This is a genomic window from Bosea sp. PAMC 26642, from assembly GCF_001562255.1.
Lineage (GTDB): Bacteria > Pseudomonadota > Alphaproteobacteria > Rhizobiales > Beijerinckiaceae > Allobosea.
The window spans coordinates 4392309-4405821 of the sequence record NZ_CP014301.1; the positions used below are offsets into that span (position 1 = coordinate 4392309).

At 62.1% G+C, this 13513-nt stretch carries 21 protein-coding genes, 2 tRNA genes and 1 pseudogene; 12 read left to right on the forward strand and 12 right to left on the reverse strand.

Features of this window, described 5'->3' with window-relative positions; all coding sequences use genetic code 11:
* The first annotated feature begins 309 nt into the window (after positions 1–309).
* Both AXW83_RS28060 and AXW83_RS27890 read left to right on the forward strand, forming a co-directional pair.
* On the forward strand, positions 310–432 hold the full coding sequence (locus tag AXW83_RS28060) for a hypothetical protein (RefSeq protein ID WP_257722105.1): 123 nt from the start codon (positions 310–312) through the stop codon (positions 430–432).
* A gap of 649 nt (positions 433–1081) precedes the next feature.
* Positions 1082–1264 (forward strand): annotated as a pseudogene (locus AXW83_RS27890) (SOS response-associated peptidase); the annotation flags it as partial.
* Between the two features lie 38 nt (positions 1265–1302).
* Here AXW83_RS27890 and AXW83_RS27275 read toward each other — a convergent pair.
* The 6 genes from AXW83_RS27275 to AXW83_RS21040 form a co-directional block, all read right to left on the reverse strand.
* A complete protein-coding gene (locus AXW83_RS27275) occupies positions 1303–1482 on the reverse strand; it encodes a hypothetical protein (RefSeq protein WP_156640261.1) in 180 nt (59 codons plus the stop codon).
* Positions 1483–1979: 497 nt separating this feature from the next.
* Complete coding sequence (locus AXW83_RS21025) at positions 1980–2879, reverse strand: glycosyltransferase (protein WP_066616846.1); 900 nt, start codon at positions 2877–2879, stop codon at positions 1980–1982.
* Between the two features lie 160 nt (positions 2880–3039).
* A complete protein-coding gene (locus tag AXW83_RS26750) occupies positions 3040–3468 on the reverse strand; it encodes a BLUF domain-containing protein (RefSeq protein WP_082767295.1) in 429 nt (142 codons plus the stop codon).
* 223 nt (positions 3469–3691) lie between these two features.
* Positions 3692–4090, reverse strand: coding sequence for a helix-turn-helix domain-containing protein (locus tag AXW83_RS21030; RefSeq protein ID WP_066616849.1), 399 nt, complete (start codon positions 4088–4090; stop codon positions 3692–3694).
* Positions 4090–4380, reverse strand: a complete 291-nt coding sequence (locus tag AXW83_RS21035; protein WP_066616852.1) for a hypothetical protein — start codon at positions 4378–4380, stop codon at positions 4090–4092. Before AXW83_RS21035 ends, AXW83_RS21030 begins: the two co-directional genes overlap by 1 nt.
* 2 nt (positions 4381–4382) lie before the next feature.
* The gene (locus AXW83_RS21040) at positions 4383–4649 is read right to left on the reverse strand and encodes a helix-turn-helix domain-containing protein (RefSeq protein ID WP_066616855.1); all 267 of its coding nucleotides are present in this window, start codon (positions 4647–4649) and stop codon (positions 4383–4385) included.
* 96 nt (positions 4650–4745) lie between these two features.
* On the opposite strand from AXW83_RS21040, the gene AXW83_RS21045 reads away from it, so the two are divergent.
* The 8 genes from AXW83_RS21045 (at position 4746) to AXW83_RS21075 (ending at position 8347) form a co-directional block, all read left to right on the forward strand.
* Positions 4746–5135 (forward strand): hypothetical protein, encoded by a 390-nt coding sequence (locus AXW83_RS21045; protein WP_066616866.1) that lies wholly within the window; start codon positions 4746–4748, stop codon positions 5133–5135.
* Between the two features lie 3 nt (positions 5136–5138).
* Positions 5139–5387: a hypothetical protein gene (locus AXW83_RS21050; RefSeq protein WP_066616869.1), complete on the forward strand. Its 249-nt coding sequence runs from the start codon at positions 5139–5141 to the stop codon at positions 5385–5387.
* Positions 5388–5399: 12 nt separating this feature from the next.
* Complete coding sequence (locus AXW83_RS21055; protein ID WP_156640263.1) at positions 5400–5777, forward strand: hypothetical protein; 378 nt, start codon at positions 5400–5402, stop codon at positions 5775–5777.
* Between the two features lie 61 nt (positions 5778–5838).
* Positions 5839–6621 carry a hypothetical protein gene (locus tag AXW83_RS21060; protein WP_066616881.1) on the forward strand — a complete coding sequence of 261 codons (783 nt, stop codon included), beginning with the start codon at positions 5839–5841 and terminating at the stop codon, positions 6619–6621.
* 37 nt (positions 6622–6658) lie between these two features.
* Complete coding sequence (locus tag AXW83_RS21065; RefSeq protein ID WP_066616883.1) at positions 6659–7120, forward strand: hypothetical protein; 462 nt, start codon at positions 6659–6661, stop codon at positions 7118–7120.
* Entirely contained in the window at positions 7117–7293 is a 177-nt protein-coding gene (locus AXW83_RS27280) for a hypothetical protein (protein ID WP_156640264.1), read from the forward strand. The genes AXW83_RS21065 and AXW83_RS27280 overlap by 4 nt, the downstream gene beginning before the upstream one ends.
* Positions 7290–7601 carry a hypothetical protein gene (locus AXW83_RS21070; protein ID WP_066616886.1) on the forward strand — a complete coding sequence of 104 codons (312 nt, stop codon included), beginning with the start codon at positions 7290–7292 and terminating at the stop codon, positions 7599–7601. The genes AXW83_RS27280 and AXW83_RS21070 overlap by 4 nt, the downstream gene beginning before the upstream one ends.
* 410 nt (positions 7602–8011) lie before the next feature.
* On the forward strand, positions 8012–8347 hold the full coding sequence (locus tag AXW83_RS21075) for a hypothetical protein (protein ID WP_066616888.1): 336 nt from the start codon (positions 8012–8014) through the stop codon (positions 8345–8347).
* 16 nt (positions 8348–8363) lie between these two features.
* Here the strand turns inward: AXW83_RS21075 and AXW83_RS21080 are convergent.
* From AXW83_RS21080 to AXW83_RS21105, 6 genes are all read right to left on the reverse strand, one after another.
* A tRNA-OTHER gene (locus AXW83_RS21080) sits at positions 8364–8436 on the reverse strand.
* A gap of 113 nt (positions 8437–8549) precedes the next feature.
* On the reverse strand, positions 8550–8798 hold the full coding sequence (locus AXW83_RS21085; protein ID WP_066616890.1) for a hypothetical protein: 249 nt from the start codon (positions 8796–8798) through the stop codon (positions 8550–8552).
* 261 nt (positions 8799–9059) lie between these two features.
* Positions 9060–9572 carry a hypothetical protein gene (locus AXW83_RS21090; RefSeq protein WP_156640266.1) on the reverse strand — a complete coding sequence of 171 codons (513 nt, stop codon included), beginning with the start codon at positions 9570–9572 and terminating at the stop codon, positions 9060–9062.
* Between the two features lie 246 nt (positions 9573–9818).
* Positions 9819–9895, reverse strand: a tRNA-Arg gene (locus AXW83_RS21095).
* Between the two features lie 292 nt (positions 9896–10187).
* Positions 10188–10823, reverse strand: coding sequence for an isochorismatase family protein (locus tag AXW83_RS21100; RefSeq protein ID WP_066616903.1), 636 nt, complete (start codon positions 10821–10823; stop codon positions 10188–10190).
* Positions 10824–11137: 314 nt separating this feature from the next.
* The gene (locus tag AXW83_RS21105; protein WP_210179617.1) at positions 11138–11752 is read right to left on the reverse strand and encodes an SOUL family heme-binding protein; all 615 of its coding nucleotides are present in this window, start codon (positions 11750–11752) and stop codon (positions 11138–11140) included.
* A gap of 172 nt (positions 11753–11924) precedes the next feature.
* On the opposite strand from AXW83_RS21105, the gene AXW83_RS21110 reads away from it, so the two are divergent.
* Both AXW83_RS21110 and AXW83_RS21115 read left to right on the forward strand, forming a co-directional pair.
* The gene (locus AXW83_RS21110; protein WP_066616906.1) at positions 11925–12158 is read left to right on the forward strand and encodes a hypothetical protein; all 234 of its coding nucleotides are present in this window, start codon (positions 11925–11927) and stop codon (positions 12156–12158) included.
* A 33-nt stretch (positions 12159–12191) separates the two neighbouring features.
* The gene (locus AXW83_RS21115; protein WP_066616909.1) at positions 12192–12737 is read left to right on the forward strand and encodes a hypothetical protein; all 546 of its coding nucleotides are present in this window, start codon (positions 12192–12194) and stop codon (positions 12735–12737) included.
* Positions 12738–13513: the final 776 nt, after the last annotated feature.

Genomic DNA, 13513 nt, shown 5'->3' on the forward strand with positions numbered 1-13513 from the left:
CACCGCCCTGCACACTATGAAGTCATCGCCGCGATCCGGTCGCTCTCGGAGTGATCCAGACATCAATTTACGCGTAGGTCGTCAGTAGCCAGCGCGGGCACGCCCCATAATGGCGGTTATCCGTCTTGGCCCATGATGCGGGGCGACTGGTCGGTTGACCGACGACACCGAACCAAGAGGTCTCGAGCTTTGCCGTCATGGCGCTTGAGGCCGAAAGCGGCTGATATCGAATAACACGCTCTCGGTCCGGGAGCGTGTAGCAGCCGCCGGCGTAGCTACCGCAATCGCCTCCGCCGGCGGCGACTCTACGTGGTCTTCCGCTTCCGCTTCGCGGCGCGGATCGCCATGCGCAATCTGGCGACGGCCAGTCTCGCGCGTGAATCAGACAGGATGGCAACGCTCGGGGCGCCCGGCTTCGGCTTCCTCACGTGATTGCAATTGGCGGCGACGCCGCCAGCTTCCAACACTTGTTGTTCTCTCATAGCCATCTCCCGCGGCCGCGCGGCATAAGCGGTCATCGCGGCGTGAGAGTCGAGTCGCTACCCCTTCGGCTTCCGCGGATCACCCGCCGCGTTTTGGTGCACCAGAATCTGCGCCGCCCACTCATCGCTTAAAAACCGCGCGATATGCACGGCCAGGGCCTCAGCCTCTGCAGGGGTGAAAAGCTTGGCAACCTCGCGCCTCAGAGGCGCCTCCTCGCATGGGATGTTGATCGACCGGCCACGGGCGTCGGTGATTAATAGGGCGTCGATAGAGCCAGGTGTGCCGCCGAAGCGCCGGACTCGAAGGGGGAACACAAGCGGCATGAGAACAGAATGTGAACATGCGCTGAGGGAGTCAAGGGCGGCGCTCGCGGAGAACCGACCCCGTTGTGCAGCGTTTCCACCAAAGCTGTAGGAGGCTTGCTTGCTACCCAGGCCGGTACGCAGCGCCCGGTGCTCCTTCGGGGGTGTCGGGCTTTCCATGAATGGAGCGTTCTGGCCAATTAAGCCAAGCTGAGCCAGCCCGGACGCGCACGCCAACGCCGCCACCGTTCTCCGGGATTAGATCTACTCCGAATTTGTCGAGCGCGTCCGCAATAGCCTTCCTGACGACAACACCGAACCAAGAGGTCGGTGCGATCCATCCCAAGGCTATGCCGGTAATCCTGTCGCCGCCTGACGAGATCGAGACGTGGATGACGGCATCATGGTCCGAGGCCGCAGCCTTGCAGCGACCCCTGCCTGATGGTGCGATGCAGGTCGTGGCGCGAGGGGTGAAAAGGACGGTGAGCCGGCTATCGCATGATGTGCTTTGGCGTGCTCAGATAAGGAGCCACCAGATAAGCCACCCAAGCAGCCCAAGCCACACGACCGAGGCGATGCCGGCTGAGCCGAGCAGTGCCTTTTCGATGTAGCGGGGATCGGAATGCGATACGTCCGGCGATGCGGCTGCAATTTCAGAAACTGGAACGACCTCGGGGACTTGGATCAGCTCAGTCACAAAGGCGCTCCACTGCGGGCTTCATAGTTTAGATCGCGCACCCGACGATCCGGTGACGGTGCTGTTGGTGATTTGGTTGAGGCCGACTGCACGCTCGAAGCCATCTGTGCCCCGCACGCGGTATTGCGGCTCTCCGTCCATGCCCTCGGGGAGAACACGGAGCACCTCGTAGTTGCCGCTACCCGAGTGGTCGACGAAGCCGAACGAATGCGTAACGCGGTCACCTATCTTGAGGTCGGGGGGTGGCTCGTCACCCGTTTAACGCGCCAGCCGACCGCGCCACGGCATCAGGCCCGCTTTTCCCGGTGGCATTCTCTCGCGTACTGGCGACGCCTGTCTCTAACTTTCTGCTGAGATAGCCTCGATCGATCGCCGCTCCTGCTCCGGGGGGGCGCACTGTTCGCTGCTGCTGCGATTGCGCGCTAGGGGCAATTCCAAACACCAGCGGAGCTATCAAGACGGGGTAGAAATCCGCATCATCCAGACTAAACCAGGAACTAGCGTGAAGCTCTGATGCCAACCAAATGGCGCGCGCCGAGCAGGAAGCCAATCGACCAGCCCATTTCCCAAACCCAGCGGTCTTTGGCATCTCGTTTGAGCATTGCTGCAGGCCCCTTCACGGCTGAGCGCAAGACGCGCTTCACGCCGGATCCAACGTAGCGAAACACCCAATATGCGCTCAATGGCGCTGCATATTTCCGAACCAAGCAGCCCTGTGTTCCGCCCCAGTTCAACGCCTGACGAAACTGTGCCGAAAGATGCTCGCGCAGGCGGTAATGAACGACGGCATTAGGAACAAAATGCAGGGCAAAGCCTGCTTTTTGTGCCTTCCATGAATAATCGATGTCCCAGGATGCCCCGCACTCTGGCTCGGGGCCTCCGATTCGCTCGTAGACCACCCTTTGAAGCCCGATCGCGCAGCCGATGCTCGACGGGATGAATAGTGGAAAGGCGCTTGTCAAAAGGCCGGACTCTCGGGATTGCGTTTCTGCGCCGATCTGCTCGGGTCGATTGAGATGCCGGTAATCAAGCGCTGCAGCAACAAAGAGGTGCTTGGTTAGCGCCTCGGCCATGGCCGCAAGCCAGTTGTCGCCGACAATGTCGTCCGCCTCACATAAAATAAATGCGGCGCCTTTCGCGGCTGCAAAGCCAGTGCGATAGGAATGGTCGACGGGAAGACGAGCACCAACACCGTCGTGAGCGTCGACAATGCGCAGTGGTAGCCGGCTTCGGTAGCCATCGACGATGGCCATCGATCTGTCGGTGGAGCCGTTATTGACGACGACGAGTTCCCATGGCTCGTCAAATGCCTGCCTGCAAAGGGCGTCCAGCTGTTCGCTGATCGTAGCCTCGCCGTTATAACAGGGCAAAATAACGCTTACGCTTAGCTCGGACATTTCAGCGCCCTCAAGCCACGTGGTAGAGATCAAATTGTAGTTAACACGAACCCCTAACGCAATTTTACCTACTAGCGTTCCATATATAATTTTTGTGCATCTACGTCAGTCTGAGGCGAGACATGCGTCGAATGTGCTGGCGCCCTGCTGGACCAACCTGTCACCAGTCGTGATGCGGCCGATATTCTGACAGGTGAGACGCAAGCGCTATCGCATTAGTTTGGCATAGATTCCGATTTTCATCATCGTTTTCAACAAAGCATAATTCAACGTTATTTGAATACCATAATCCAATCATCGGATACGCACCGAAACTACGTGCCTGATCCGATCTCATTCCGATCACAGCGATATTGCGATGGCGTCGATCTCGCCGGAGACGTTGAAAAGCATTTTCAATAGCCGCACTATCCCCCTCTAGCATCTGGACGAAAAAGCGGCCGTCGAAGATCAAGCATCCGGAGATTTCGTTCGCGTCGTTAGAGGTCTGAGCGGCTCGGATAATGTCTTGGAAGGCAGAGCGCGCGCTGGTGATTCGCCCCGGAACGAATGTCGAGGCGTAAACGAACTGAGAAACTGGCATTGTCATGTGTCGATCCTTTCTCCCAGTCGCGGAAGGCCAACGTGACAAGATTCCCGATGTTCAATTGAATCCAACGGAAAGCACCATACGTGCTGAGATATAGCGAGGGTGTTGCAAGATAGACTCAGTCCAAAGCCTGCAGGCAAGCCGCGACTTCGATCGATCTTAAGGGATTTCAAGCAAGCCACTGTTGGGTTGGCGTCGCGCTGAGCCGGCTCGGAGGCCAGGCTCAACCGTCTTCCGCCACAGCCTCTGCCAACTCGATGATGCGACGGCGAGCGCTCGCGCTTTTGACGCGGACGAAGGCTTTGGTGAGTTGCACGCCTTCGGAAGTCGCCAGGAAATCGGTCAGCGGGTCAGTTGAGGCCGCATCCGAGAGCGCAGGTGGTTGGTTTTGCCCTGTAGAAGCATCTTCGAAGAAGAAGGACACCGGAACGCCCACCATGTTGGCGATCTGCTGCAACCGGCTCGCGCTGATCCGGTTGGAGCCCTTCTCGTATTTCTTGATCTGCTGGAACGTGATGCCAAGCGCATCGGCGAGCTTTACCTGGCTGAAGCCGGCCAACATCCGGTGCATCCGCACCCGCCCCCCTACATGGCGGTCGATCGGGTCCGGACCCGGCTTCATCACGATTGGCGTTCAGCTGATGCACCGGCAGCAACAAGATGCTCGGCCGTGGCGATTGCGCGCTTGCGGCCTTCCGGAGATTGCATGGCCGCCAGTAGCGCTGGCACCCATGGCGGGATGGGCAGTTCGTCGTCTAGCCATTCATGGACGCGCTTCGTGCGGCGGTTGCAGAACAGTTCTGCAAACCGGTCGGGGCTTAGCTTCACCTCATCGAGGCCGAACTGGAATTGTGCACCGTTGATCGATTGAGCCCGAGCTTTGGCATTGGGAATCTGAAGGCCGCGCGCCATCGTCAGTGCTCCCCGCTCGTCCCATCCGCGCGCTTCGCCAGCCGGACGCCCGCGCCACCGCCGTTCTCGGGGATGAATTCGACGCCCGCCGAAATTATGGATTCGACGAGCGCCTTATTGTTCATCGTTGCCATTTTAGCCGTCTCGTCCTTTGCCTCAAACGCGCCAATCGTTGATTTCGAAACGCCCGACGCTTCAGCAACGTGATCTTGCTGCCATCCGAGGAGTGCGCGGGCAGCCTTGAGCAAGCGCGGTGTCAGTCGGATCATGATTGATTCCCCAAAGCTGTATTAGAATTGCAGCCCTGTTGACAGGATACCGCAATGCTGTATCTTAGATACAGGTCCGCAATCTGGATACAGCAAATGGCTCTCGTTTCCAACAACGGCCGCATCGCCTTCGACTTCGCCGCCATCATGCGCCGCGCCCACCACGAGGCCCGCTTCGCGCTGCAACTGAGCAGCGCTCGTCGCGAGCCTTCCAGCGCCCGCCACGCCATCATGTCCCGCTTCCTCAAGAAGGCATGGGCCGCAGCCAAGGCCGAAGCTTTCTACCTGCGCAAAGCCGCCGAGGAAGAAATCGCCGTCCGCGCTCGCCTCGCCGCTCGCGCCGCCGAGGCCGTCTCGATCGCCGCGACCTTCGGGAACGACCCCGACGCCATCCGCTGGGAGATCGAGCGCGAGAACTACCGGCAGCACTTCAACCCCGCGCGCGCCGATGCCCTGCGCGCCGCCCTGTCCAGCATGGGAGCCTGACCGATGGATCTTCGCCTGCTCACCTTCAACTACTGGATCGAGGCAGCGCGCGACCAGCTCGCCCGCGCGGCCCTCTACAGCGCACCCGTCGTCCGGGCCGATTTCCTCAGGATGACGCAGTCCTTCGTTCGGCTCGCGCTTCGTGCCGCCAACGCCATGGGCTGCGCGGACCGCAAGGCGCTTTGCCTGCGCATCCTGAACTGGCTTCGCGCCGATCTGATCCGATGCCACCCCATCGCCCTCGCAGCCTGACAGGAGCCCGCCATGGAACACTCTTCGCCTGCAGAGACATACCCGCTCGCGCCGGAGGACGGGCAGGAAGCCGAGCCCCCAATGAAGCTGTCGCAGGCGATCAGCCTGGCCGAAGCGCTGGACACGATCCTGTCGGTCGTGAACGCCAACCTGTTCAACGCGAGATTTCACGCGTCGCCAGATGGCGGTCTCAATGCCGCCGGCCGAAAGATCAATGCGCTGTCCGAGATGGTGTGCGGGCTCTATCTCGACGCGCTCGACGATGTCCGCGCCGGCAAGCCCACGGACGAACTGATCAATCGGAATCGCAAGCGCATTCTGGCCTGCCACGACCTTGATAACGACGACGACGCGCTCGACCTCGTGTCGAAGTTCACCGAGCGCAACTGACGAAGACTGCCGGCGTCGGCGATAGCTCGCGTCAACCTCAAACATCATCGGGAGAAGACCAATGCTCAACGCACACGTTGGGGCAGCCGCCGAAGGCATGCCCGCTCTCAACCGCCGCAGAATGCTGCTCGGCCTTGCCGCCGCATCTACGACCGCTGCAACCGCCACTGTAGCCGCCTGCCCCACTGTCGCCGAAAACCCGGATCTGATCACGCTGACCAAGGAACTGCCCGCCCTCGCGGACAAGTACCATGCGGCGCGCAAGCATCAGGACGCGACCGAGGCCAAATGGGCGACGCTGTGGCCGCTTGCGCCCGATGACATTACCGAGCCGGGCACTGGTAGCTTGTACGGGAATCCCTGGGAGAAGCACTTTCACGGCGGCTCCTTGACGCGGCCCGGAGAGGCCCACCCACGTCGGGTCATCCCCGCGTTCCACTTCCGCTGCAATGCGGACCGTGCCCGCCGTGTCCTGAAAAGCAAGAAGCTTGCGGCAGGGCCGGTCGATGGACTGACGCGTGCCGAATGGGAGGCAGATTTCGCCGAGAGCGAAAACTGCCTGGCGCTCGCCAAAGCCTACGAAGCGGAGACGACGCGCATCAGGGACGCGTCTCATTACGACGATGCCTGGAAGGCGCATTCCGCCGCAGCGAAAGCTTTGGAGGCGCATCTCTGCCTCATCATGGCCGAGCCCGACCGCACCATGGAGGGCCTGATCATGAAGGCCGAGGCGCTGCACATCTGGGATGGCGTGGGCCACCCTTACCGGTTGTCGATTCCGGGCAGGGACTGGCACGGCCAGATCGCCGCATCGATCCTGCGGCACGCCAGCGCCGCCGCCTGACCCTCCGACCCATCCCTTCATAGAGGAGTGCTCTACGATGCCCAGAGCTTCGACCCGCCGCGCTTCCATTGCCGGCACCGCTACCGCCGCCTCTGTGCTGGCCGCACGGTGCAGCCCGCCGGCTTTTGCCGCAACCTCGCCCGATGCCGAGCTGCTTAGCCTCGGCGCCGAGTTCGATCGCATCATCAGCGAAGCGGATTCGCTATGGTCGCGCTTCCAAGCGACGGGCGACGGATCGGACGAAGCCCGCGCCCTCGGCGAGCAATGCGAAGCGTTTTGGCCCCGAACCGAAGTGGCGGCCAGCCGCATCATGGCCGTCGCGCCCGTCACCCTGGCCGGGCTCGCTTTGTGGGCGCGCGTCATGCTCTGGCGGTTTGATCCGACCCTTCGCGGCATTGCCGCAAAGCCCTCGCCAGAGCTGGATGAGTACGGCGTCAACGAGGCCTTTGCCCTCGCGGCGGCGATCGAGCGCATGGCAGCGCTGGCGGTGCAATCATGAGCCCCATCCGCATCTCCGCCCGTCAGGGCAAGCGCAAGCCTGCTCGATCGTCATTCGCGGTCAAGCCGGTCACACTCCCGACCTTCGGCTGCTACGGCCATCTGCCCGTCGTTTACATCGATGGCGAATTGGTCATCGGCCGGCGCGTCATTCCGCTGGGGCGCCGGTCATGAGCCTCGCATTCGATCCCGTCATTGTCCGTCCCGATCCGGCCTTGCTTGCTGCCGTTGGTGAACGGCTCGCCGAGGTGCTCGCCAGCAATCGCCGGCTGGCGCATTCCCCTGCCAACAACTTCCAGGCCCGCCGTCGCATCGAGGCCATCATCGCAGGTTTGATCGACGCGCTGGATCAGCTAGACGGCGAACGCGACCGCTTGCAGACGGCCATCAATACGCAAGGCGCCGGCTTCCTGTTCGATGAGCCCAATGGGCTTGAGCCGATCTTGACCGAGGCGGAATGGGTCGAGGGCTTCTGCTCGTGACAATCGCCATCGGGTCAAACCGGGTTACGCCGCTTGCCCAAGATGGCGACGTGGCACATCTTGATATGCGTTCTTCCCTATTTGGAGCAATGTCATGGAGAACCAGGGAGAGCAGCCAGTTTCGCTTAAGATGAAGCTCGCCCGTTTCCTTCAAAACTTGGCATTGTCAATCGGCCTGAGCGCATTGGCAGGCTTGGTAGGCCTAGCGGTTTGGCTCTTGCTCCAATGAGCAGCTGGCTGGCAGGCCAATCCCAGCCGCTAACGAACCTGCACTTTCACATGGTTAACGAATCGCCAATAAACTGCCATAATGCGTCAAACTTACGCAGTCCTTGCAGGGCGCGACCGGCTCAGCGCGATATAACTAATTTTCAGATCCCGGCGGCTGACGGTGAAGGAGACCGGATCGCATGTTGAGGTACATCGCTCGTTTCAATCTGGCGCTTTCGCGGCTTGGCATACCGCCGGCCACAGTAGACAGCAGTCAGCGCGTCGAATTCCAAAGCGCGGGTGTCAAGTCCGGCAGAACGCCTCATGAGGCTGCCCTGGTCATGCTGGCTGGCTTGTCTGAAACAATGCGCGCGGCAGCCAAGCCAGATCCAATTCCAAGATGGGCAAAGCGTGGAACGGTTGACCTGTCAGACGCGACGGTCCAGACCGCGATCAGCGACATAGGGTGGGACCCGGATGCCCTTCGAACCTTTGTAGCGGCCGTCAACGCCAAAAAAACCAAGTCGGCGCTATAAGCCAAAGCAGACGTTTTGGAGCGGGCGTAAGGGATCGAACCTTCGTCTTCAGCTTGGAAGCTGCTGCTCTGCCATTGAGCTACACCCGCGTCGTCAACCAGATGCGACGATGGCAAGAGTGGCGTCAATCCGACTATAGAATCGTCCCTAATTGCAGAATTTCCCTTAGCCGCAAGCGCCCCAGCGCCAACAGTAGAGTTCCTTAGCCGATCTCGAAAACCGGGTCAGATGGCGCAAGCGGCTCCTTGGGAATTGGGTGCGCCGTCCGCCAGTGCGTCGGCCGCCACATCAGGGCCTCCTTGCCGTCCTCGTGTACCCAAGCATCGGTTTCCCAGATTTGCCCGGCTGGGCGATAGCGCGCGCGGGCGAGGATAGCGCCGTCTGTAACCTCGACTACGTCGCTGATGTCCTTGCGGACCGGCGGCACGCCCAAGCTCCACATCGCCGTCATGGCCGCTCTCCAATGAACCTGACCCTGGGTTATGCCATGCCTTGGAATGCGTCCATCTTTCTTGTGCGGTGCGAGGCAGGGGTCGGGTAGGCGCTTCACCAGCAGTTAACCTACCGGCCGCAACATGATCGGACTTCTGGTGAGACCAACTACCCCCGTCGTGCTGCCCCTCGGCGCGGCGCGCGGTGCCCACAGTTAAGAGTCCGGCGAGGTCGAGTTAACGTTCCGATTTTGCCAGCGAAACGGGCGGGGCACTAAGGCCTATCGATGATTGGTTTCGGGGCTGGGAGGCCAATGGAGCAAAAGCGGCCGTAGCTCGGTCTTGGGACTGCCCATCACCTCGAATTGGTCTCGCGCCCATGTGAATTTGGCGATCAAGCGCCTCTTTTGCTCGACAAGGGGGGCCTTATCCAAATCAGGGAACAGGCGGCAGCATTGATCTCGGCGCCTCGCCACTGCGCTTGCCGGCGGCTTGCGGGCAAACGCCCATACTTGGAAAACTTGCGCCTCGACAGGCATCTTCCCCACCGCCGTCCCGTAATCGGTCCAGCCCATCATGAGGGATTCGATGTTACGTTCCTCGCCGAACTCGGCAAGCGTGCTCTCGTCGTCGCGTTCAGTCAGCGCATTTTTCTCGTAGCGCGTGGGATGCTTAAATGCGTTCCAATAGAGCCGTTGCGACCTGTGGGCGAGCTTCTCATCGAAGTCGGGGTTTGCTTCGAGAATGGCGCTCATGAAGCTCTGGCCGCCCGCCTTTGCGGCATAGAACTCCATCACCTCGCCTCCGCCCCCGGCAAGGCACTGGACCGACACCGGGTCCATATTCTCAATGAAGAGATGGAGCGCTGTTCCGAGTTGGCGCCGAGCGGCCTCAATTTTAAATCGCATCCCGGAATCCACCCCGGCAATCGGGCAATTAGAAGCCGCAGCGCTAGCGGCGAAATGCCACCGCCTGCTTACCTATTGCTTACCCGCGATTTTTCGAGAGGCAGTCGCGGGTAGCTAAGTATCTGAGGTTATTGGCGCGCCCGACACGATTCGAACGTGTGACCTTTGCCTTCGGAGGGCAACGCTCTATCCAGCTGAGCTACGGGCGCTTGCGCAGAAGGTGGGATAGCCGATTGCCGGGCGATCGGCAACGAGGGATTTTCGACGGAGCCATGCCCAATGCGGCACAGGTCGCACGTTCGAATCGTGTCGGGCGCGCCGCGGTTGTGGCTGCAGGAGTGTTCGTGCGAATGCGACGGGTTTGCTAGCGACAGGTTCCAGACGCAGTCTAAGAACAACCAGAAGCGGGCAGCCGCTAAGGCTACCGACTGCGCATCTGAGAGATCAATGTCAATCAAGCGGCTGATCCAGCGAGCCTGCAGCCGTCTAGCCTCGAAACGGTCAGTGCGTGTTCTGCTGATGCCAGTTTTCGATCTGGGCGAGAACCGTCTCCAGGTTGGAAACATCGGCATAGCGACGCCCGAGATCACGCAGATTGTCCTTGTGGGGTTGCTCCTCGATATCGCCCACGCAATCCTCGGGGATGATGGTCCGGTAGCGATAACTAAAGCTGTCGAGCGACGAGGCACGGATGCAGCCGCTTGTGTTGCAGCCGGTGACGATCACCGTATCGACGCGCTCTTTCGTGAAATAGTCCGCGACGCCCGTGTTGAAGAAGATCGATGGACCTTTTTTGACGACGGCGAGATCGTAAGCGGGATCGTAAACACGTGGATCGATTGGCGCGCTGGGATGATCGTGCCGAAAAGTGTCGCGAACGGCGGTAATCTTCCAGTATGGCATCTCGCGCTCGTTCATATAGGCGGTGTTGCACGTTGCGACCGGCACCCCGTAGCGGCGCGCCACCTCCAGCAGCTTGATCGTGTTTTCGAAAGCCCTCATCACCAGCGGAGCGCCGCCGAGGGGATATTGAGGATCGGTGAAGGCGAGCATGAAATCGACGACGACGATGCCCGGCTTCTTGCCGAATCCGACTTCGATCTCGCCATAGCTCCGGCGTGCATAGTCGTCCGTCATCACTCGTCCCTTAGTCGTCGTAGGCGTGATCGCTATGGGGGGAATGCTAGACGGACTAGAGATGCATGCAAGGTCGATTTAGCTCGATGCCGCGGCTCATGCTGAAGCCTCCGGCACCCCGTCTGCGCTGACGATCTCGTTCGCCCGCTCCGCCCGGTGAGACGACGTCTTCTCGGCCCCTTGGCCACAACCTCGCCCGCGTCCTCCGCTCTTTACTGCTGCTCCATCCCGGAATAACGCTCGGTTCCGATCTAAATCGGCCGCCCTCGCGGTATGCTGGCTTTGCGCTGGTCTGCGGCCCCACTCGGCCGACCCTAAGGCCCCGCCACCTCGAACAGCACCTCGTTGCGACGCAGCGGACCAGGCGTCCACGGGTCGTTGTAATACGCATAGGTCGCCGCGCCCTGGATCGCTATCGCGCGCTGCGTCAGCCAGGCCCGCAGCACCGCCTCGTTCTGCGCGATCAGCGCATCGGTTGCGACGCCGGAGAAGCGTATCGCTGCGCGCTGCGCCGTCGGCAGCTCCAGCAGGCGCACATCATCCCCCGCCGCCTTCGGCAGGGTTTCCAACGTGTATTTGGACGGCATCACGAAGCGGATCAGCCAGCTCTGATCGGCAGCGGCCGCCGGCGTCTGGATCACCGGAGCGGTCATGCTGACGGTCTCGCCTTCACGGCTCTTGGCGAAGATGTAGCCGGCGAGCGGCGAGAAACCGGCGCGCACCGTGGCCTGGCGGTCGCCGCGCCGCGTCACCTCCGCTACAACGAGCGCGGGATAGTCGCGGATCTCGATGGCGCCGTGTTGCGTAACCCGAGCGTAGGCCGGCTGCTCGATCGTGCTCATCACATAGATCCAGATTCCGACCGCGATCCCCGCGATCCCGGCGACGGCGCCGAGCCCCGTGAGCGCCAGCATCTTGAACGTCCACATGGCTCGGTCCGCATCGCTGTGATGGCGCTCCGTCGGTTGGGCGCGCTTCAATTTGAAGACGCTACCACAGGCGCGCCCCGATCGACGCCCGCCAGGACGTCGCGCCGGCCGGGCTTGCTTCGGAGCGGCGGCGCGGACATCTTGCCCAGCGATGCGGCGGGAGACGGGTGCGATGGCAACGAGCGATGCGGACAAGGCCAGGCTGGCGCTGGATGTCTTCGCCCATTTCGAAACCGAGCCAGGCGAGTTGCTGGCGGCCGGCAACCTGCTCTCGATTGCCGCAATGAATGGCTGGGAGACCACGGCGGTCGTGGCGAGCTACGAGCACGGCCAGGCACTTGGCTGGTTCGAGGACGGGCCCAACGGCACGGTCACCCTCACGCAAGCGGGCCGCGCGCAGATCTGAGCCGCGCCGAGCCCAGCGACGACACCAGAGGCCATGCCGAAACTGGAGGCCATTCCCCCCGCGATCCGGCGGGCCGCCTGCGCCTTTCACGAGGCCGGGCACATCGTCGTCGGCTGGCATCACCGCCGCGCCATCACCCATGCCTGGCTCAGGCCGCCGCAAGGCGTCTCCGGCGAAACCTGCTTCGAGCCTTATCGCCGCGGATTCCAGGCTCACCGCGCTGGCGATCTCCGCCGCGCCGAGATCGAGGTCACGATCCTCAGCGCCGGCCAGTGCGGCGAGATGATCTACTGGAACGGGGCCCAGGGGCGGAAATGGTATCCCGGCGAACTGCGATCGCACGGGGACGATCTCGACCAGATGCAGCCCTTCATCGCCCTGCTGCAGCCGCCCGATGCCGGCCTGCTGCGCGAACACTGCGCCCGCGCAGCCACCGCCATCCTTTACAGGCCGGCGATGCGCACAGCCCAAGAGACCATCGCTCGTCGACTCGACGCGGCCAGCCGGATCGGCGCCGACGAGGTAGAGGCCATGATGGAGGAGGCAGGCGCGCAGCGGGCTCCGCTGCCGGAGCTTTGATCGACGCCAGCTGCGCGCCCTCCCTTAGCGCGCCCTCAGGCTCAGCACATAGGCGATGACGTCGTCGGTCTCGGTAGCGGTGAGCTGGTAGCGCGGCATCGCGCCATGCGGCGTCTGCAGGAAGACCCTCAGCGACAGCGCCGTCCGCTACGGCATGTCGGCCACGGCGCCAAAATCGGGCGTGACACGGGCAGGGTCGCGGCTCGCCCCGTCGATCGCGTGGCAGGGCAGGCACAGCGGTGGCCACGGCCCGGCCGGCGCGCGCATCGCCGGTCTCCTGCGCCGAGGCGCCGCCCGCGCTCGCGATTGCGAAGGCGGGGCAAGCGCTGCGAGGCCGGCGCAAGCGAGGGAGGCGGCTTGGGGTTCGGTCGGCTGGTCCTGGTCTCGCGCATCGTCCGCTGCTCCTCGTCTCGAGGCGGGCGCTCCTGTGTCAGGACGCCGGGCTTCCACCGGTGGGAAACGCGCCGGATATCGGCGCATGGCAAATTCTCGCGCCAAAGAAAGCTGACATTGCGCCTCCGCAGACTGTGCCCTGACGGCCAGGCCGGCAAAGGTCACACGTTCAAATCGTGTCGGGCGCGCCGCGGTTGGGGCTCTCAGTCAGTCGCGAGAACCCCCGATGCAGAGCGTCACAAGATTGTTCTCGCTGTCTGACAAGTGACGACTGACGCGCCGCGATACTTTCCAACGCCCGCGGGAACGCGGTCGCAGGCGGCATTGGGGTTTTTTTCTTGCAAGGCTTTGATGCAGTTCGAGATGATAAGCGACCGCACCCG

Excerpts from the sequence above, each read along its gene's own strand:
- AXW83_RS21025 (WP_066616846.1), bottom strand. The coding sequence starts at position 2,879 with ATGTCCGAGCTAAGCGTAAGCGTTATTTTGCCCTGTTATAACGGCGAG.
- AXW83_RS26750 (WP_082767295.1), bottom strand. The coding sequence starts at position 3,468 with ATGACAATGCCAGTTTCTCAGTTCGTTTACGCCTCGACATTCGTTCCG.
- AXW83_RS21030 (WP_066616849.1), bottom strand. The coding sequence starts at position 4,090 with ATGAAGCCGGGTCCGGACCCGATCGACCGCCATGTAGGGGGGCGGGTG.
- AXW83_RS21035 (WP_066616852.1), bottom strand. The coding sequence starts at position 4,380 with ATGGCGCGCGGCCTTCAGATTCCCAATGCCAAAGCTCGGGCTCAATCG.
- AXW83_RS21040 (WP_066616855.1), bottom strand. The coding sequence starts at position 4,649 with ATGATCCGACTGACACCGCGCTTGCTCAAGGCTGCCCGCGCACTCCTC.
- AXW83_RS21045 (WP_066616866.1), top strand. The coding sequence starts at position 4,746 with ATGGCTCTCGTTTCCAACAACGGCCGCATCGCCTTCGACTTCGCCGCC.
- AXW83_RS21050 (WP_066616869.1), top strand. The coding sequence starts at position 5,139 with ATGGATCTTCGCCTGCTCACCTTCAACTACTGGATCGAGGCAGCGCGC.
- AXW83_RS21055 (WP_156640263.1), top strand. The coding sequence starts at position 5,400 with ATGGAACACTCTTCGCCTGCAGAGACATACCCGCTCGCGCCGGAGGAC.
- AXW83_RS21060 (WP_066616881.1), top strand. The coding sequence starts at position 5,839 with ATGCTCAACGCACACGTTGGGGCAGCCGCCGAAGGCATGCCCGCTCTC.
- AXW83_RS21065 (WP_066616883.1), top strand. The coding sequence starts at position 6,659 with ATGCCCAGAGCTTCGACCCGCCGCGCTTCCATTGCCGGCACCGCTACC.
- AXW83_RS27280 (WP_156640264.1), top strand. The coding sequence starts at position 7,117 with ATGAGCCCCATCCGCATCTCCGCCCGTCAGGGCAAGCGCAAGCCTGCT.
- AXW83_RS21070 (WP_066616886.1), top strand. The coding sequence starts at position 7,290 with ATGAGCCTCGCATTCGATCCCGTCATTGTCCGTCCCGATCCGGCCTTG.
- AXW83_RS21075 (WP_066616888.1), top strand. The coding sequence starts at position 8,012 with ATGTTGAGGTACATCGCTCGTTTCAATCTGGCGCTTTCGCGGCTTGGC.
- AXW83_RS21085 (WP_066616890.1), bottom strand. The coding sequence starts at position 8,798 with ATGACGGCGATGTGGAGCTTGGGCGTGCCGCCGGTCCGCAAGGACATC.
- AXW83_RS21090 (WP_156640266.1), bottom strand. The coding sequence starts at position 9,572 with ATGGAGTTCTATGCCGCAAAGGCGGGCGGCCAGAGCTTCATGAGCGCC.
- AXW83_RS21100 (WP_066616903.1), bottom strand. The coding sequence starts at position 10,823 with ATGACGGACGACTATGCACGCCGGAGCTATGGCGAGATCGAAGTCGGA.
- AXW83_RS21105 (WP_210179617.1), bottom strand. The coding sequence starts at position 11,752 with ATGTGGACGTTCAAGATGCTGGCGCTCACGGGGCTCGGCGCCGTCGCC.
- AXW83_RS21110 (WP_066616906.1), top strand. The coding sequence starts at position 11,925 with ATGGCAACGAGCGATGCGGACAAGGCCAGGCTGGCGCTGGATGTCTTC.
- AXW83_RS21115 (WP_066616909.1), top strand. The coding sequence starts at position 12,192 with ATGCCGAAACTGGAGGCCATTCCCCCCGCGATCCGGCGGGCCGCCTGC.